Raw genomic sequence first — 17597 nt, 5'->3', positions numbered from 1 at the left:
GAGGTGGTGGGCGTCTTCGCGGAGGCCACGATCAGCCGGTCGTTCACCGTCAAGGAGATCAAGAACGGCGCCATCCGGATGGCCCAGGCGACCAACACGCCGGTGATCCCGGTGGCGTTGTGGGGGAGCCAGCGCCTGTGGACCAAGGGCCGGCCGCGCAAGCTGCTGCAGCGGCACGTACCCCTCACGATTTTGGTGGGCGAGCCGCTGCACCCCAAGCGCGGCGAGGACGTCAACCAGCACACGGCCGACCTGCACGTACGGCTTTCGGAGCTGGTCGACAAGGCGCAGCGGACCTACCCGGAGGTGCCGCCCGGCGTGTGGTGGCAGCCCGCCCACCTCGGCGGCACGGCCCCGACGCCGGAGGAGGCCGCGGCCATGGACGCCGCCGAGGCCGAGGCCCGCGCCAAGAAGGACTAGCCGCATCACCATCCCCGCGCGCCGAACGCCCGGCGCGCCGTGGCATGCCGGGCGGAGGGCCGGCCCCAGCTCTGGTTCAGGAGGCCGCGGGCGTCTCCACCATCGTCGCCTCCCCCTGCGCGGGCCGGTCGGCGGCGGGCACGGCGGGCTGGCGCAGGACGACGAGCGCCACGGCGAACGCCGCGACCAGCAGCCCCGCCGAGATGGTGAACGCCAGGCGGTATCCGCCGGTCAGCGCGGGGGCCTCACCGGCTCCGGCGGCCAGCAGGTCCCCGGTGCGCGAGGCGGCCATCGTGGACAGCACGGCCACGCCGATCGCCATGCCGACCTGCTGGGTGGTGTTGAACAGCCCGGACGCCAGGCCGGCGTCGCCCTCCCGCGCTCCCGACATGCCCAGCGTGGCCAGCGCCGGCAGCACCAGCCCGCCGCCCGAGACCAGCAGCATCGGGGGAAGCAGGTGGGTGAGGTAGCCGGCGTCCACGGTGACCCGGGTGAGCAGGAGCATCCCCGCGATGAGCATCGCCAGGCCGCCCATCAGGACGGCACGGGCGCCGAAGCGGGCGCTCAGCCGGGCCGACACGAACAGCGAGATCCAGCCGATGCCCACCGCGGCCGGGAGCATCGCGAGGCCGGTGTCCAGCGCGCCGTAGCCCAGGACCCGCTGCATGTACAGGGCGACGAGGACCTGGAAGGCGAACATCCCCGACAGGGCCAGCATCTGGGCGAGGTTCGCGCCGGCCACGTTGCGTGAGCGCAGGATCCGCAGCGGCATGAGCGGCGTCCCGGCCCTGGCCTGCCGCGCGACGAATGCGGCGAGCAGGGCCAGCGACACCGCGCCCAGGCCGAGCGTGTGGGCGGCGAGCCAGCCGTACTCCTCGACCTTGACGACCGTGTAGATGCCCAGCATCAGGCCGGAGGTCACCAGCACGGCCCCGGCGACGTCCGCGCCGCCGGACAGGCCGATCCCGCGGTCGGCTGGCAGGACCCGCAGCGCGAACGCGATGGTGACCACCCCGATCGGCACGTTGACGAAGAAGATCCACGGCCAGCTGAGTGCGTCGGTGAGCACGCCGCCCAGGACCTGGCCGATCGAGGCGCCGGCCGCCCCGGTGAAGCTGAAGATCGCGATCGCCTTGCCCCGCTCACCGGGCTGGGTGAACAACGTCACCAGGATCCCCAGAACCACGGCGGAGGCCAGCGCGCTGCCCGCGCCCTGCAGGAACCGTGCGGCGATCAGCATGCCGGGATCGCCGGCCGCGCCCGCCAGCAGCGAGGCGGCCGTGAAGATCGCATTGCCGGCCAGGAACATCGTCCGGCGCCCGATCAGGTCACCCAGACGGCCCGCCAGCAGGAGCAACCCCCCGAAGGGGATCAGATAGGCATTGATGATCCAGCTCAGCTCGGCCGCCGAGAAGTCCAGATCCGCCTGGATGGCGGGCATCGCCACCGTCACGATGCTGCCGTCAAGGATCGTCATCAGTCCCGTCGCTGACAGCACACCCAGTGCGGTCCAGCGGCTGTTACGCACGTACGACATGGTCTCTCCCGTCTTGAATCGACAAGAGAGACCGTAGCAGATAGTCCCGTAACAGACGATCTTCTTCGGACCTAGTTTGTGCGCTCCCGTGCCCGGCGTGCCTGCTGCGGCGCCTCGGCGGGGGTGGCCAGATGGCCGCCGACCAGGCGGTTCATGGCGCGTACCAGGACCTCGCGCTCGTCCTCTGGCAACGTGTTCAGTGCCGCGCGGTGCACGCCGTCCACGATCTCCTGGCTGTGCCTGGCCATCTCGGCGCCGGCGTCCGTCACCGCGATGATCCGCGCCCGCCGGTCGGTGCTGGACGGGCGGCGCTCGGCGTACCCCGCCTTCTCCAGCGCGTCCACGGTCACCACCATCGTGGTCTTGTCCATGTCGCCCAGCTCGGCGAGCTGGATCTGGGTGCGTTCCTCCTCCAGCGCGTGCACCAGCACACAGTGCATGCGCGCCGTCAGCCCGACCTCCGCCAGCGCCGCCGCCATCTGGGTGCGCAGCACGTGGCTGGTGTGGTCGAGCAGGAAGGACAGGTCGGTTTCTGTACGCGCGGGAGCCATCGCTGTCATGCCCCCAGCCTACCCAAGTCGTCCCGGCGCGGATTATCTGCTAAGGGACGACTGCCTGGCAGGCGGAGCCGCAGAGGAGCCGACCGCCAAGGCGGTCGCCGGTCTCACCTTCCTGACCGGGCTCTACCTCGCGATGTCCCCGTGGGTCGTCGGGTTCAACGGATTCACGACCCTGGCCGTGACCGACCTGATCGCCGGAATCGCGTTGGCGACGCTGGCGCTCGGGTTCGCCTTCGCCTATGGGCGGACCCACGGCATCGTCTGGATCACGCCACTGATCGGCGTTTGGACGATCATCGCTCCCTGGGTCGTCAGTGGCGACGTCGCCACTACGAGCACGATCTGGAGCAACGTGGTGACCGGTGCGGTCGCCCTGCTCCTCGGACTCACCGGGATCTTCGGGGTGTACCAGTCCCGCGTCCTTCGATGAGCCGGTCCCGCCGGCTCGTCGGGGCGACGCCTGTCCCAGGCGGAAGCCGACAGTGCCGGCTTCCGCTGGGACGGGGGCCTTCTTTTCCTCTACGGAGCAGGCAGCCCGGCTGGCCCGCGGCTCCGGGGTTGTCGGTCGAGTTCGCGGTGGTGGCGGATCTCGTAGCGGTTGGCGGGGGCTTTGACCTCGGTGACCTGGGTGGCGCGTCGGCCATCACAGCCGACGGGGGATCATGAGCCGCGTGTGCCACCCGCTCAGCCATGCTTCGTCGATCTCCCTGCCGGTGAGCCGCGCGACCAGCGTCAGGGCCGAGGTGACGCAGGTGGCCAGGGAGGGGCGTAGCCGTTCAGCGACCATTCGTAGAAGTGGCCGAACGCTTCCGGCAGCGGCTGCCCTCACATGGGTGATTTGGTGATGCACCACAGGCCGAGGTCGGTCGGGCCGGTGGGGGTGACGTGCAGGCCGTGCTCGGCGAGTTCGGCCTTGAGCCGGTCACGGCCGAGGACCCACCAGGTGTACTCGACCTCCACTTCCTCGGCCGGTTCCCCGTCATGAAAGGCGCGGTACGTCATGTGCCAGGTGATCTGCTCGGGCCCGGCAGGTTCAGCGCGGCCCCAGCCCTCGTACCGACGCCGCCCGATGCGCAGCTCGGAGAAGCGGGTGTGCGGCACGGCGGCGGGTTCGGCCGGGGGCTGGAGGTTGAGCACGGCCCGGCCGCCGGGCAGAAGGCGTTCGGCCAGCAGCCGCCAGAGCGTGCGGCGCTCGGTGGGGTCGAGGTGGCCGATGACGTTCATGGCGACCAGTGTGCCGAGGCGGGGCGGGAGCGTGGCCTGGAGCAGGTCGCTCGGCAGCACGGTCACGCGGTCGCGCAACTCCGGGTCCTCGTTGACCCTGGCGAGCAGGACTGTGCGCAGACCTGGCGACGGCTCCACGGCGAAGACCTCCGCCCGCGGTATGGCCTGCGCGATCACCCGGATGCCGTGGCCGCCTCCGGCTCCGACGTCCACGACCGGTCCGGAGGCTCCGCGCAGCGCCTCGGCCAGCACAGGCTCCAGTGCCGTCCAGACCGGGGCGAGCATGACGTCCACGAACTCGGCCGAACGCTCGTACTCGTCATGACCTCGGGTTGCCGCTGCGGCTCCAACACGGTGAGGCTTCACGCGCTCTCCTCCAGATTCAGTACGGGGGCGAAAGGATCGTCGTAACGGGCCCACGCCGCGGCACCCGGCAGGATGTCGCCCTGATCGATGAGGCACGAGTCGAGCAGGGTCCAGATGCGGTCGCGGTCGATGTCAGGCCCGGTGAAGACCAGGTGCTGGACGCGGTCGCCGCGCTCGGGGTCCCAGTCGAGCGTGGCAGCCGTGCGGCGGGCGGGGGAGACCGGCTCCCAGGCGGCCCCGGGCAGCGCGGCCAGCCAGGGACCGGCGTCCTCGACCGAGACGATGCCGGCGACGGCGTCCCAGGCGAGCAGTTGGCCGGGGCGGTTGGCCATCCAGAAGCGGCCGCGTGAGCGCACGGACTCGGTGACCAGCTCGTCGACGGCCTCGAACAGGCGGGCGGGGTGCAGCGGGCGGCGGCTGTGCCAGACAGCGGTGACGATCTCGTCGGTCTGGGCGTCGCCGGGCAACTGGGCGGTGGCGGGCCCGTCCTGTCCCGAACGCTGCGCCGGACGAGCCCCTCGGTGACGTCGCCCAGGTCGTGGTGGACTGCGACCGATCCCGGATGCTCCGCCGGCAGCCGGTCAACCGTTGCCGTACGGGCCCTGCGGTGCAGGCCTGCGACGAGTACGACAGGGGTCGGCATGGGCCCTCCTATTGCAGCAATGAAAACCGTTGTCGTTATCATGGCACGAGTTCGCCCATGGGAAGGAACCGTTTTGGCCAGAAATGAGGTGCGACCCGTGATCAAGCTGCGATCCACGGCGGGCACCGGCTACACCTACGTGACCAGGAAGAACCGCCGGAACACCCCCGACAGGCTCACCCTTCGCAAGTACGACCCGACCCTCCGCCGGCACGTGCTGTTGCGGGAGGAACGATGAAAAAGGGCATCCACCCCGACTACCGCCCGGTCGTCTTCCGCGACCCCGGCGCTGACTTCGCGTTCCTCACGCGCTCCACGGTCACGAGTGACAAGACGATCGAGTGGACCGACGGCAACACCTACCCGGTGGTCGACGTCGACGTGTCCTCGGCGAGCCACCCCTTCTACACCGGCCGCAGCCGCGTCCTGGACGCCGCCGGCCGTGTCGAGCGGTTCAATCAGCGTTACGGGAGGGCCTGATGTCCGCGCAGTGCCAGCTCACCGGTGTCAAACCGGTCTTCGGCAACAACGTCTCCCATTCGCACCGCCGAACCCGCTGCCGCTGGAACCCCAACATCCAGTGGCGCCGCTACTGGCTGCCGAGCGAGGGCCGCTTCGTCCGGCTCACGTTGAGCGCCCGCGCGATCAAGACCGTCGACAAGATCGGCATCGAGCAGGCCGTGGCCCGGATCCGGGCCCGAGGAGAGAAGGTGTGATGGCCAAGAAGAGCAAGATCGCCGCCAACGAGCGGCGCAAGGGCGTCGTCCTGCGGCACGCCGTACGGCGCGCGCAGCTCAAGGAGATCATCCGCACCGGCACACCGGGGGAGCGGGCGGCCGCCGTCCGGGAGCTGGCCCGCCAGCCGCGCGATGCCAGCGCCACCCGCGTGCGCAACCGCGACTCCATCGACGGCCGCCCCCGCGGTCACCTCACCAAGTTCGGCCTCTCGCGCGTGCGCTTCCGTGAGATGGCCCACCGTGGCGAGCTGCCCGGCATCACGAAGGCGAGCTGGTAGCCGTGGCCGTACCCAAGCGCAAGACCTCGCGCAGCAACACCCGGCACCGCCGCAGCCAGTGGAAGGCCGCCGCGCCCGATCTCGTCCCGATCACCGTGAACGGGCGAGAGCTCCTCGTGCCCCGGCGCCTCATCCGCGCCTACCAGCGGGGCCTGATCACCGTCGATTGAGGTGACCCGGCCACCGGGCAACCTGTCGCGCATATGCAAGCCGGGCGCGGTGGCACGGCAGGATGCCCGGTGGCCGTCACGATCGGTGCCGCATGGGCCGTTGCTGGGGGGTGCGGCATCGGCTCGTCCAAGCGGGACGGCAGGCGGCGGTGGTGGAGTCCGACGCTGCCTCGTCGGTCTCCAGGGTGTTCCCGGCGCCGATCACGTGCTGTGGCCGGATTGCGGCTGCGGACAAAGCAGGCGATAGCTGTAGAAATGGTTATCGTTTGCACTTATTCTGACTGGGTAGCGATGGACGGGCTCCGGGCCGGGCCCGTGCCTGTCCATGAAGCCCGTTTGATCGGAGATGGCGATGTCCTTGTCCCGAAGTCCCCATGGCGCCTCCTCGGCCGAGGCTGAGCTGAGCCGGATTTGGGGTGAGCTGCTCGACCTGGACCCCGGGACCATTCCGGCCGACGCCAGTTTCCTGCGGCTGGGTGGTGACTCGGTCCTGACTGTGCGCATGTCGGCGATGGTCCGCAGGCGGATGGCGGTGGAGCTGGCGCTGTCGGACGTGACAGTCGAGATCACCTTGGCCCAGCTCGCGGACGCGGTCATGCGACGTCGAACCGCCGGGAACGGAGCGTCACGCGCGCTGCCGGTGGAGATCGAGCACCGTCATGACCCGTCGGCGCCGTTCCCGCTGATGCCGCTCCAGCAGGGCTACTTCGTGGGGCAGCACGACGGCTGGGAGCTGTCGTACGAGTCGGCACACTTCTACGCCGATTTCGGGCTTGCCGGCCTGGATGGGGACGAGGCCCCGGAGGCGTTGGAGGACGCGCTGGCGCGGCTGGCCTTGCACCAGCCGATGCTGCGTGCCCGGATCACGCCGCAGGGAGAGCAGTATGTCCTCGCTCCCGACACGCCCGGCGCGATCCCCCGGCCCCGCGTGTACGACCTCCGCGACGCGGGCCCGCAGGAGGTGGAGGCGCATCTGCTGGCCGTCCGGCACGAGATGCGCACCACCGGGCCGAACCCGCTCGACGGACCGGGGCTGGACATCCGGCTCAGCCTCCTTCCTGAAGGGCGCGGGCGGTTGCACACGGGCGAGAGCCTGCTCATCATGGACGGCTGGTCGGCGACGCTCCTCAACCGCGAACTGCTCACCCTGGCCGCCGACTGGAACGCCGTTCTCGCGCCGCTGGACGTGGACTTCGGCGACTACGTGACCTCGTTGGGCCGGCTGCGTGACAGCGAACCGTACGCCGCGGACCGGAACTGGTGGTGGGCGCGGCTCGGCGACGTACCCCGCCCGCCCGCGCTGCCACTACGCGCCGATCCCCGGGATGTGCGAACCACCACCATGGAAACCCGGGAGAACCGCGTGGCGGCGGACCGCTGGGCGGCCCTGCGCGACCAATGCGCATCCCGGGAGGTCACGCCGTCGGCCGCCATGCTGACCGCGTTCGCCGTGGTGCTCGCCCGCTGGGCCGGTCACCGGCGGATGCTGCTCAATTCCCTGCAGCTCAACAGGTTGCCGTTGCACCCCGACATCCATCGCGTCATCGGCGCGTTCGCGACCACGATGCTGCTTCCGGTGGAGCCGGCGCAGGACCGTACGTTCGCCGATCTGGCGGGGGAGGTGCAGCGGGACTTCACCGAGCACGTGGCGCACAACCTGGTCTCGGGCGTGGAGGTGTCACGGGAGCTGGCGCGCCGTCGTGGGACCACCCGGCCGGTCGCGCCCGTGGTCTTCCAGAGCACCCTCGGCATGGACGCGGCGATCGGGGCGCAGGCCGATTCGGCCGGGCCGCTGGGCGATCTGAACTTCGACGACTTCCACCATCAGCTACGGACCCCGCAGGTGGCGCTGGAGGCTCGCTTCTACGAGCTGCGCGACGAGTTGGTGCTCGTCTTCTCGCTGGTGGAGGAGCTGTTCCACACCGAGCAGGTGGACGCCGCCTTCGCCGATCTGCTGACGCTGGTCGAGACGCTGGCCGACGGGCCGGGCTGGGACCAGATCGTCGACCTGCCCGCCGAGGCGGTCAAGGAAGGGATGACGGGCCTGGCACTGGACCGGTTGCCGGAACACGACGCCGCCCACGAGGACGGGCCGCCGGTCGATGAGCTCGAACAGCGGATCTGCACGCTCTGGGAGGAGATCCTGGGGGTCCCGGTGCTCGACCGGGGCGCCGGCTTCTTCGCCCTCGGCGGCGACTCGCTGCTGGTGGTCCGCACCCTCGCCCGGCTGGCCAAGGAGGTGGGCGGTGCGCCGAGTGTCCGCGAGTTCCTCAATGCTCCCACGGTGGCGGGGGTGGCTGCGGCGGTCCGGGCGCGCCTGGAGGATGCGCGGCGATGACAGTGATCGGCGTCCTCGGTGGCGCAGGGACGGTGGGCCGGGTGGCCGTGGATCGGCTGGCCGGCTACGGGCTTGGTGAGCTGCGTATCGGCGGGCGGGACATGGACCGGGTGACGGCCGTCTGCCGGGCGACGCCAGGGGTGGCCGTGCCCGTGCGCGTGGATCTGCACGATCCCCGCCGGCTGCGCGATTTCTGCGCCGGCTGCCAGGTCGTGGTCAACTGTGCCGGCCCGTCCTACCAGGTGCTCGACACCGTGGCACGGGTCGCGGTGGCGTCCGGGGCCGACTACGTCGACGCGGCAGGGGATCTGGCGGCCATCGACGCCCTGGAGTCCGCTGCGCCGCCGGAGTTGGGCGAGCGGGCGGCGGTGTTCTCGGCCGGGCTGATGCCGGGGCTGTCGGGGCTGTTGCCGCGCGTGCTGGCCACGAGGCCCCTGGCCCGGCTGGATGGCTACGTGGGGGGCGCCGCCCACATCAGCGAACTCTCGGCCGTGGACGCGCTGCTGACCCGCGGTCCGCGCTTCGGCACCGCCCTGGCGGCCTGGCAGAACGGCCGCATCGCGCTGGGCGCCCTGGCCCCGCTGCATGACGTGACGCTGCCCGGCTTCCGCGGGCGGGTGCACGCGTGGCCGTTCCTGTCGGCCGAGTTCGCCAGGCTCGCCACCGAGTTGAACGTCGGAGAGGCGCGCAACTACACCGTTTACGTCACCGACGCCATCCCACGAGCGCTGGCCACGGCGTGGGCGGACGACGGGCCGATCGAGCACCACGTGCCCGCGGTCGTGGCGGCGGCCGAGGCCGACATAGCCGCCACCGGCCCTTACTACACGCTGCTCTTCCAGGCCGTGCCCGCTCTCGGAGAGAGCACGGCCCCGCGCCGGTTGCTTCTGCGTACGCCGGATTCCTACGCGCTGAGCGGTGTCGTCGCGGCCATCGCCACCAGCGAGGTGCTGGGCGGCCGGGTCAAGCCGGGCGCTCGCTCCGCCGCCGAGTGCCTGGACGCGGCCGGCGTGTTCGCCCGGCTGTCCGGCGATCCGCTGGTGACGCACGCCGAGATCCGCTAGCGCCCTTGTCCGAGCATTGCGGCGCCCCGTCACGAAACAGCTTCCCTGGAGGACGGAAATGATCAACGGTAACAGGCAGTCGATGAAGCACGACGTGATCGTGGTCGGTGGCGGCCCCGCGGGGCTGAGCGCCGCGCTGGTCTTCGGACGGCAGCGACGGCGGGTGCTGCTGGTCGACGGGGGCAAGGTGCGCAACGCGCCGGCCACTGAGATGCACATGTACCTGAGCCGTGACGGGTTCCCTCCCGCTCAGCTGCTGGAGCTGGGCCGATCGGAACTGGCGGCCTACCCTTCGGTGGAGATCCGGCAGGACTCCGTGCTGTCGGCGCGGGGCAAGAAGGACGACTTCGAGGTCGAGCTCGACGGCGGTGCGATCGAGCGGGCACGGCGGCTGGTGCTGGCCACCGGGCAGGTGGACGAGCCGTACCCCATCGAAGGGCTGGGGGAGCGGTTCGGGCGCGGCGTCCACCACTGTCCCTTCTGCCACGGCTGGGAGACGCGCGACAGGTCCCTGGCCGTGATCACCCAGAACCCGGCTGAGACCTCGCTCGCGCTGTACGTCGCCGACCGGTTCAGCACCGACGTCGTCCTGTGCACGCACGGCCCGCTGGAGCTGCCCTCCCTGATCGCCGCCAAGCTCGGCGAGAAGGGCGTCCGGGTGATCGACACCCCGATCACCCGGGTGGCCGGCGAGCCGGGGGCCCTGGAACTGCACTTCGCCGACGGCAGCACGCTGACCCGCCAGGACGTCTATCACCGGGCGCCGACCCGGCAGCACTCGGCGCTCGCGGCCGAGCTGGGCTGCGAGCTCAACTCCGACGGCACCGTCCGGGTGAACGAGCTGCAGGAGACCACGGTGCCGGGCGTCGCGGCGGCCGGGGACACCGCCAAACTCCCGGCCGTCCCGGACGCTCCCACGCTGGTCTCGCTGGGCGCCGCGGACGGGGTGCGCGCCGCGGTGTGGATGGACGGTGACCTGTTCCGCTCCGACCTCGGCCTGGTTCCGTCCTGACCGGGCGGGTGGCCGGAGCGCCCGGCTCCGGCCACCCTCGGCTCAACCCTTCCGGGCCACGAACAGGTGCAGCCCGGTGGCGGCGAGAGGGTGATCGTCGCCTGGCAGAGTGAACAACGGGTGCAGACCGGCGCCGCTCAGCACCTCCAGCCATTCGTCCCGGGTGAGGAACACCCGGTCGTCGGCGTTCCTCGGATCGCCGGGATCCAGCCGGGATTCACCGGTCCGCGGCGACATGAGGAACTGCATCGAGGTCAGGATGGCGGCCATCTCCCTGCAGGTCTCCACGAAGACGAACAGACCGCCCGGCGCCAGCAACCCGCTGAGCCCGGCGACCACGTCCTGCACGTGGCGGGCGTTGTGCAACACATTCGCCGACAGCAGCACGTCCTGTGATCCCGGCGGTACGCCCTGGCCGGCCGGATCGGCGTTGATGTCGAAAAGGTCGAAGCGCACCCCCGGACGGTCACCGAAGAGCTCGCGGCCCAGTGACAGGAAATACCTGGACACGTCGCTGAACAGGTAGTCGACGTCCTGGCCGGTCAGGGCCCGCAGCGCGTCCACGGTCGTGCCGCCGACCCCCGCGCCCAGCTCCAGCACCCGCAGCGGGCCCGCACCGCGTTCGGCCGCCCAGCGCAACGTCTCCCCGGCGGCGGCGTTGAGGTACCGGTTGACGGTGTTCTCCCGGTACGCGCCATCAGCCGTGCCCATGTCGTCGCCGGCGAACAGCAACCCCTGCACCGGCACCTCATCGCGCAGCAGTTCGGGCAGCCGGTTCATGGCCGCCAGCAGGAACCTGGTCGTCTCCGCCGGATAGCCGATCGCGGCGCCGTCGGCCTCCATGCCTCGACCGGCCGCGATGACCTCGTCCCTGCGCACCTTCCGCAACCCGTGGAGGCGGCCCTCCGCGTCACGGCCCAGCCATCCTTCCCGCGTGAGCGCTTCGAGCCAGCGGCGCAGGATCCACCGGTGCCGCTCCGCCACCCTTAGCGTGGCCGCCATCTCGTCGGCCGTCGCCCTGCCCCGGATCAACCCGGCCGGGCGCAAGGTGCACGCCATCGCGAGCAGCGCCGCCTCGTCCAGCCGGTCCAGGAATCCCGGCAACCGCGCGGCATCCACGTCCGTGACCGCCTCGGCCGCCCGCTGACCGGCGCGTCGCCGTACTTCCGCGCCGTCGCCGGTATCGGGGAGCTCGACCACTATGGGGATGTCACGGTGGGGAGGTGGCGAACGGCGAAGGGCGGCGCGGGAGATCTCCTGAAGCCTGCGGCGGGTGAACGCGGCGAACGGGTCGTGCACCGCCCCGCCTCCGATCCCCTCGACCGGCCGAGCCGCCGCCTCCGCCGGGCCCACCACGCCCAGCGTCGCCGGGTCGTCGGGATCGGCCACCACGGCGGCCTCGGGGCCGACGGCGGCCCGCAGGCGGGACGGCGCCACCGCCCCCTGGTGATCGGGCGCGAGGACGGCGTTGGGAATGCCGTGGACGTGCACCGGCTCACCGGACGGCAAGGTCTTCAGCGTGCCCAGGCGGTCGTCGCCGGGAAGCGACGTCCAGGCGATCTTCTTCGGCGCGGGCGGCGTGTCGGCGTCCACCCGCAGCACCGCGTCGAAGCGGTAGCGGGTGAGCTCGGTGTCGTCCGTCATGGTCTTGGGATGCACGCTCAGCCGGACCGTACGCCCGCTCTCGCGCGCGATCCCCGCGGCCAGCCTGGCCAGCATGGGCGGGTCGAACAGCAACTCCTCGTCGCGGGCGGCACGGTCCGCCGCCCGCCGTGCGAGCTCGGCGTCGGCGGCCGAGGGGTCGACGGCCCGCTCCACCCACAGCGCGTAGGCGTCCAGCAGCCTGGAGTCGCGGACGTCACCGACGATCACCGAGCCGCCCGGTGCGACCAGCCCGATCGCGTCGCCGAGCACCGCCCGCAGGTAGTCCACTCCAGGGAAGCACTGGGTGACGGAGTTCAGCAGTACGCAGTCGGGACGGCCGTCGGGTGCGCCGATCTCGTGAAGGGCGGCACTGACCGCAGGGGCAGTCGCCTCGTGGGCCGCCGCGTGCACGATGGCGCTCGTGGGAAGAGCGCGGGCACGGAGGGCGGCGACCGCGGCCGCCGCGACATCGGTGCCGACGTAGCCGTCGACATGATCGAGCAGCCGGTGCATCAGCAGCCCGGTGCCGCAGCCGAGTTCCAGGATCCATCGCGGGCCGGTGCTGAGCACCAGATCGACGATGTGGTCGATCCACTCGCGCATGTGCGCGACCGGCAGCGGGCGGCCTGTGTCGGACGCGCGCCATCCGGACAGGTCCAGGTCAGGGGCGTGCTGGACGTTCGCCTGCGTGTAGGTCCAGTCGTAGACCTCGCCCCAGTGCTCCAGGTACTCGGTGACGAGGCCGCCGGTGGGCCGGACGGTCAGCGCGGACCGGGCGGGGCGGACACGCAGGGAACCGTCAGGGCCCGGCCGGGCGTCGCCGATCCAGGGGTGGGTGATCAGTGTTCTGGCCGCTTCGGCGAGCGGGGATTCCGGATCAGGGTGCACGGGTGTGGGTCTCCGTTCCGATGGGATCTTGGGATAGCCGGTGGTCCGCCAGGTGCAGCACCCGATCGGCGCGGGCCGCGACCCCGCGGTCGTGCGTGATCAGCAGCACGGCCAGGCCGTCGGCGCGCAGGCGTTCCAGCAGTCGCAGCAGCCCGGCGGCGGTGACGTCGTCCAGCGCGGAGGTGATCTCGTCGGCGAGCAGCACTGCGGGGCCGGCGGCCAGCGCCCGGGCGAGCGCCACCCGCTGACGCTGCCCGCCGGACAGCTCACCGGGCCTGCGGGCGGCCAGGGCAGGGTCGAGCCCGACCTGCCGGAGCAATCCGGGGACCTCGGCGTACGCCTGGGCGCGGGAAAGCCCGCGGAGGACACATGCCGGACGGGCGAGCGCCGTGGCCACGCGGTGGGCGGGATTGAGCGCCCCGGCCGGATCCTGGCCGACGAGTTGCACGTCCCGCAGTGCCTCCCGTGGCCGCCGGTCCAGCGGCCAGGCGAGGGGAAGCCCGTGCAACCACAGGTCGCCCGCTTCCGGGGGCAGCAGGCCGGTCAGCGCACGCAGGAGCGTGCTCTTACCGGCACCGGACGGCCCGAGAACCGCCACCAGCTCGCCCGGCCACAGGGTCAGATCAGTGCCGGCCAGCAACGTCTCTCTGCCTTGGGCGAGACACAGCCCCCGCACCCGAAGTACGGGCTGCTCAGCGCGATCTTGATGCGCGGCTCCGGGGACGGCGTCGAGGGCCGCGGTGTCCGGGGTCCCGATGGTCAGGACACGGTCGGCGACGCGGGCCACGAAAGCCGCGTCGTGGGAGATCACGAGAGTCACCGACCGGCCGTCGCCCCGGCGGCGTTCGATCGCCTGGACGACCAGGTCGAGCGTGCCGGGGTCGAGCCCGCTGGTGGGCTCGTCCAGCACCAGCAGGCCCGGGTCGCCGAGCAGGGCGCGGGCGAGCGCCACCCGCTGGGCCTGGCCACCCGACAACCGGTGGGGCCGACGGTGCCGAAGCCGGTCGGCGTCCAGGCCGAGCGCCGTCAGCATGGCCGGCACCATGGCCGGCGAGCGACGGCGGCCCTCACCGACCAGGGCGCCGACGCCGAGCAGCGGATTCAGGGATCCGGCCGGGTCCTGGTCGAGCAGGCCGACGTGCGCCCTGCGCCACCGTCGCGCGTCCCACCCGGGGCGCACCGGGCTCCCGCGCCAGGTGACGACGCCGCCCGTCCGGTGCAGCCCGGGTTCGAGGATGTCGAGCGCAGCCCGGACCATCGTGGTCTTACCGCTGCCGGATGGGCCCACGATCGCGATGACCTCTCCGGGGCCGGCGTGCAGGGCACCCTCCGTGACGATCGGCCGCCCGTGGTCGTCGGCGACGGTGAGCCCCACGACCGCCAAGACGGCGTCCCCGCGGGTCGTCGCGGCGGCGGTCACGTGGGGCAAGGTGTTCGCGCCGGGCCGGGAGGGGGCGTTGAGCGCAGCCGACAGCAGCATGGCCACCAGGGCGAGTACGGTGAGCGCAGCCGCCGGTGCCACCAGGGCCGCGGGATTGAGCGCCGCGCCCGCCAGGTTCTCCCGGAGCATCGATCCCCAGTCGGGCGCCGGAGGCCGCGGGCCCAGACCGAGCATGCCGAAGGCGGCGGCGAGCTGTAACGCCAGGACGAAACGGAGCACCACGTCGGCCGAGGCCAGTCCTGCCACCGACGGCAGGATCTCGCGCCCGACGATCGCGACGGCCGTCTCACCCCGGCAGCGGGCCGCCTCGGCGTAACCGGTGCGGCGGGCCTGCCGCACCAGGTCGCGTACCATCCGCAGCCCCAACGGGGCTCCGCCGCACACCGTGCCTGCGATCACGGCGGCGGGCGCGGGCAGGGCGACGGCGAGTACCAGCGCCGTCAGCATGAACGGCGAGGCCAGCAACAGGTCGGCCGGCGCCGTCAGCCACCGCCCGATCCGGCCGCCCGCCCATCCGGCGGCCAGTCCACCGGCCACGCCCGCGAGGCCGGCCGCCACGGCCGCGGCCAGCGCGGTCAGCGTGAGGTCGCGACCACCCGCCAGGAGCCTCGACAGCACGTCGCGCCCGGCCACATCGGTGCCCAGCGGCCACTGCGCACCGGGCGGCGCCCACGGCATGCCGATCGACGCGGCCGGATCATGCGGTGCGAGCGCACCGCCGCACACCGCCGCGGCCACGGTCACCGCGGCGAGCGCCGCGGCCGCCCAGCTACGCCGGTGCACGGACGTCTCCCCGGTCGGGGTCGGACAGCGCGCCGAGCACGTCGGCGACGGCCGACCCGGCGAGCACGATCACGGCGCCGAGCATCGCCACGGCCTGCACCACGGGGGTGTCGCGGGTGCCGATCGAGCTGACCAGCAGCTCTCCCAGCCCGGCGTACCCGAACATCATCTCGACCACGGCCGTCGCGGCGATCAGGGCGCCCGCCGTCAGGGCGAGCACCCGGACGGCGGGGGCCAGCAGAAAGGGCGCCACGTGCCGGAAGGCCACCCGGTGGCGCGGCAGCCCGCGCGCCACCGCGTCCCGTACGTGCGGCCGGCGCACGGTGTCGGCGACCGCGCCGCCGAGCAGCCCCGCGCCGAACGCGGCGGCCGGGACCGCGAGCGCCATTGCCGGGAGCGCCAGCCGCTCCACATCGAACGGCGACACGCCCTCGGCCGGCAACAATGACACAGGCGGCAGCCAGCCCAGCACCACGGCGAACAGGACGATCAGGCCGGTGGCGAACACCACCTGCGGGACCGCGGCCACACCCGTCACCACGGCCGAGAACGGCCCGCGCCATCGTGGTGAGGCCGTGCCGACCAGCCAGGCCAGCAGCAGCGTCAGCGGAACGGCCACCGCCAGCGCACAGCCGGCCAGGGTGAGCGTCGCGGGTAGCCGCTCGGCGACGATCTGAGCCACCGGCCGGTCGGTGACGAGCGAGGTGCCCACCTCACCGCGGCACAGCCCCGCCAGCCATGACAGATAGCGCTGCCAGGCAGGAAGGTGCAGCCCGAGCTCTTCCCGCACCTGTTCGAGCTGTTCGGCGCCGGCTCTGCCCCCGGTACGGCTCTGGGCCGCGTCCGAGGGCAGCAGTTCCGTTGCACCGAACACCAGCACCGACACCGCGACGAGCAGGACCAGCGCCCGCGCGAGCGCCATGCCGACGACACGTGCCATCACCCGTCCAGCCGGACCTGCTCGACGAAGGCCAGGTCGAACCCAGGTCCGTCAGGCAGGCCGGAGACGCGCGCCGAGGCCAGGTCGAGCCCGTCGCCGACGCCCCACACCACGTACCCGCCCTCCTCACTCAGTTCACGCTGGAGCTCTCCGAGGGCCTCCCGCCGCCGCGCGTCGTCCCTGATCGCCATCGCCTCGTCGTAGGCGGCGTCCCAGCTCGGGCGATGCCACGCGGTCTCGTTGGTGGGGGAGTCGCCGAGCAGGGAGACTCGGGCGACGTCGGTGAACGGGATGCCGCCGAAGAACCCGGTGTAGAAGTCGCTCTGCGCGAACACCTTCGTCCAGTACGTGTCCGGCGGCTCGTTGGTCACCCGCACGGTGATACCGGCCTCACCGAGTTGCCGTGCGAACAGGGTCGCGGCGGTGTCCATCCCCGGGTAGGAGGTGGTGGTGGCCAGCTCCAGGGTCAACCCGCCGGCGTGGCCCGCCTGCTTGAGCAGGTCCTTGGCACGGGCGAGATCCCTCGCCCGCTGCGGCACGTCGGCCGGGCTGGAGGGATCGGCCGGGGTCAGCAGGTCGTTGCCGGCCTTCCCGTACCCGAGGAACACCTTGTCCAGCAGTTCCTGGCGATCGGTCGCGAGTTTGATCGCCTCCCGCACGCGGGGATCGTCGAACGGTTCGCGGTCCAGCCGCATGACGAACGGGTACATCGTGACGGCAGGGCGATGCACGACCTTCAGGTTCGGGTTACCGGAGACCTGCCGGACGGTGGCCGGGCTGACGCTGCTCGCCACATCGGCCTGACCGGAGATCACCGCCTGGGCGCGGGCCTGCGGATCGGGCACGGCCATGAGCTCTATCCGCGGCGTCGGCGGCCGCTCGCCCCACCACCGGTCGTTGCGTTCGAGCACGGCGTGCTGGGCGTTGCCGCCGGTCATCCGGTACGGGCCCGAGCCGACCACCGGCCGGTCGAAGGCGGTGGTGCCCTCGGGGACCACGAACGTGAACCACGCCAGCGCCTGCGGCACCTCGGCGTACGGCTTGACGGTGACGAGTTCGAGGGTGCGGTCGTCGACCACACGTGAGGCGTCCATGTCGAACATCCGCAGCCTGCCGAAGTTCTCGGCGGCCTTGCCGGCGATGCGGCGCAGGGAGAACAGCACGTCCGCCGCCCGCACGGGCCGGCCGTCGGTGAAGGTCACGCCGTCACGCAACCGGATCGTCCAGGTGGTGAGCTTGGCATCGGGTTCGAAGGAGGCGGCCAGCCGCGGCTCCAGCGTGCCGTCAGGCCGGGACGTCGCCAGGACGTCGTACATCAGGGCGAAGCGGGTCAGGTCGGACTGGTTGCCGACACCGCCGTGCGGGTCGTAGATCGCGGTGGCGGGAGCGCCGACCGCGACGTACCGCAGCGTCTGGAGGCTCTGGCCCGCCGGCGCCGCGGAGCCGCCGGCGTCGCCACCGCATCCGGCCGTCACCAGGGCCAGACCGAGGACGAGAGCGCCCAGGCGCGCGGGCAGTGAGATTTTCAAGGGGTTTCCGTTTCTTGTGCGGT

At 72.1% G+C, this 17597-nt stretch carries 19 protein-coding genes; 10 read left to right on the top strand and 9 right to left on the bottom strand.

Features of this window, described 5'->3' with window-relative positions; translation table 11 throughout:
* On the top strand, nt 1–420 hold a 420-nt coding region (locus tag ITP53_RS14240), incomplete at its 5' end, for a lysophospholipid acyltransferase family protein (RefSeq protein ID WP_195895847.1).
* 76 nt (nt 421–496) lie between these two features.
* On the opposite strand, the gene ITP53_RS14235 is transcribed toward ITP53_RS14240, so the two are convergent.
* Nucleotides 497–1957 (bottom strand): MFS transporter, encoded by a 1461-nt coding sequence (locus tag ITP53_RS14235; protein ID WP_195895846.1) that lies wholly within the window; start codon nt 1955–1957, stop codon nt 497–499.
* Between the two features lie 71 nt (nt 1958–2028).
* Nucleotides 2029–2517, bottom strand: coding sequence for a MarR family winged helix-turn-helix transcriptional regulator (locus ITP53_RS14230; RefSeq protein WP_195895845.1), 489 nt, complete (start codon nt 2515–2517; stop codon nt 2029–2031).
* On the opposite strand from ITP53_RS14230, the gene ITP53_RS14225 reads away from it, so the two are divergent.
* A complete protein-coding gene (locus ITP53_RS14225) occupies nt 2516–2947 on the top strand; it encodes an SPW repeat protein (RefSeq protein WP_195895844.1) in 432 nt (143 codons plus the stop codon). The two genes, ITP53_RS14230 and ITP53_RS14225, sit on opposite strands and share 2 nt — an antisense overlap.
* 213 nt (nt 2948–3160) lie before the next feature.
* Here ITP53_RS14225 and ITP53_RS14220 read toward each other — a convergent pair whose 3' ends face one another.
* Genes ITP53_RS14220 through ITP53_RS14210 form a run of 3 tightly spaced genes read right to left on the bottom strand, consistent with a single transcriptional unit; the run spans nt 3161 to nt 4574 of the window.
* Nucleotides 3161–3304 carry a hypothetical protein gene (locus ITP53_RS14220; RefSeq protein ID WP_195895843.1) on the bottom strand — a complete coding sequence of 48 codons (144 nt, stop codon included), beginning with the start codon at nt 3302–3304 and terminating at the stop codon, nt 3161–3163.
* 38 nt (nt 3305–3342) lie between these two features.
* On the bottom strand, nt 3343–4107 hold the full coding sequence (locus ITP53_RS14215) for a class I SAM-dependent methyltransferase (RefSeq protein WP_328814432.1): 765 nt from the start codon (nt 4105–4107) through the stop codon (nt 3343–3345).
* Entirely contained in the window at nt 4104–4574 is a 471-nt protein-coding gene (locus ITP53_RS14210) for a CobW C-terminal domain-containing protein (RefSeq protein ID WP_207755952.1), read from the bottom strand. Before ITP53_RS14210 ends, ITP53_RS14215 begins: the two co-directional genes overlap by 4 nt.
* 249 nt (nt 4575–4823) lie before the next feature.
* Between ITP53_RS14210 and rpmG the strand changes: the two genes are divergently transcribed.
* The 8 genes from rpmG to ITP53_RS14170 all read left to right on the top strand — a co-directional run bounded on the left by rpmG (nt 4824) and on the right by ITP53_RS14170 (nt 10349).
* Entirely contained in the window at nt 4824–4988 is a 165-nt protein-coding gene (gene rpmG / locus ITP53_RS14205) for a 50S ribosomal protein L33 (protein WP_195895842.1), read from the top strand.
* Nucleotides 4985–5230, top strand: coding sequence for a type B 50S ribosomal protein L31 (locus tag ITP53_RS14200; protein ID WP_195895841.1), 246 nt, complete (start codon nt 4985–4987; stop codon nt 5228–5230). Before rpmG ends, ITP53_RS14200 begins: the two co-directional genes overlap by 4 nt.
* Nucleotides 5230–5466, top strand: a complete 237-nt coding sequence (rpmB, locus tag ITP53_RS14195; RefSeq protein ID WP_195895840.1) for a 50S ribosomal protein L28 — start codon at nt 5230–5232, stop codon at nt 5464–5466. The genes ITP53_RS14200 and rpmB overlap by 1 nt, the downstream gene beginning before the upstream one ends.
* Nucleotides 5466–5765 carry a 30S ribosomal protein S14 gene (gene rpsN / locus ITP53_RS14190; protein ID WP_195895839.1) on the top strand — a complete coding sequence of 100 codons (300 nt, stop codon included), beginning with the start codon at nt 5466–5468 and terminating at the stop codon, nt 5763–5765. The genes rpmB and rpsN overlap by 1 nt, the downstream gene beginning before the upstream one ends.
* A 2-nt stretch (nt 5766–5767) precedes the next feature.
* Nucleotides 5768–5935: a 50S ribosomal protein L32 gene (gene rpmF, locus ITP53_RS14185; protein WP_132611726.1), complete on the top strand. Its 168-nt coding sequence runs from the start codon at nt 5768–5770 to the stop codon at nt 5933–5935.
* Nucleotides 5936–6287: 352 nt separating this feature from the next.
* Complete coding sequence (locus ITP53_RS14180) at nt 6288–8273, top strand: phosphopantetheine-binding protein (RefSeq protein ID WP_195895838.1); 1986 nt, start codon at nt 6288–6290, stop codon at nt 8271–8273.
* A complete protein-coding gene (locus ITP53_RS14175) occupies nt 8270–9337 on the top strand; it encodes a saccharopine dehydrogenase NADP-binding domain-containing protein (protein WP_195895837.1) in 1068 nt (355 codons plus the stop codon). Before ITP53_RS14180 ends, ITP53_RS14175 begins: the two co-directional genes overlap by 4 nt.
* 58 nt (nt 9338–9395) lie before the next feature.
* Nucleotides 9396–10349, top strand: coding sequence for an NAD(P)/FAD-dependent oxidoreductase (locus ITP53_RS14170; protein WP_236050794.1), 954 nt, complete (start codon nt 9396–9398; stop codon nt 10347–10349).
* Between the two features lie 42 nt (nt 10350–10391).
* On the opposite strand, the gene ITP53_RS14165 is transcribed toward ITP53_RS14170, so the two are convergent.
* Genes ITP53_RS14165 through ITP53_RS14150 form a run of 4 tightly spaced genes read right to left on the bottom strand, consistent with a single transcriptional unit; the run spans nt 10392 to nt 17574 of the window.
* A complete protein-coding gene (locus ITP53_RS14165) occupies nt 10392–12881 on the bottom strand; it encodes a methyltransferase (protein WP_195895836.1) in 2490 nt (829 codons plus the stop codon).
* Nucleotides 12871–15105 (bottom strand): ATP-binding cassette domain-containing protein, encoded by a 2235-nt coding sequence (locus tag ITP53_RS14160; protein WP_195895835.1) that lies wholly within the window; start codon nt 15103–15105, stop codon nt 12871–12873. The genes ITP53_RS14165 and ITP53_RS14160 overlap by 11 nt, the downstream gene beginning before the upstream one ends.
* Complete coding sequence (locus tag ITP53_RS14155; protein WP_195895834.1) at nt 15092–16045, bottom strand: ABC transporter permease; 954 nt, start codon at nt 16043–16045, stop codon at nt 15092–15094. The genes ITP53_RS14160 and ITP53_RS14155 overlap by 14 nt, the downstream gene beginning before the upstream one ends.
* Nucleotides 16045–17574 (bottom strand): ABC transporter substrate-binding protein, encoded by a 1530-nt coding sequence (locus ITP53_RS14150; RefSeq protein WP_195895833.1) that lies wholly within the window; start codon nt 17572–17574, stop codon nt 16045–16047. Before ITP53_RS14150 ends, ITP53_RS14155 begins: the two co-directional genes overlap by 1 nt.
* Between the last annotated feature and the right edge of the window lie 23 nt (nt 17575–17597).

This window comes from Nonomuraea cypriaca, from assembly GCF_015645445.1.
Taxonomy (GTDB): Bacteria; Actinomycetota; Actinomycetes; order Streptosporangiales; family Streptosporangiaceae; genus Nonomuraea; species Nonomuraea cypriaca.
The sequence above is the reverse complement of the archived record's forward strand: the minus strand, read 5'-3'. Positions and strand labels throughout refer to the sequence as shown.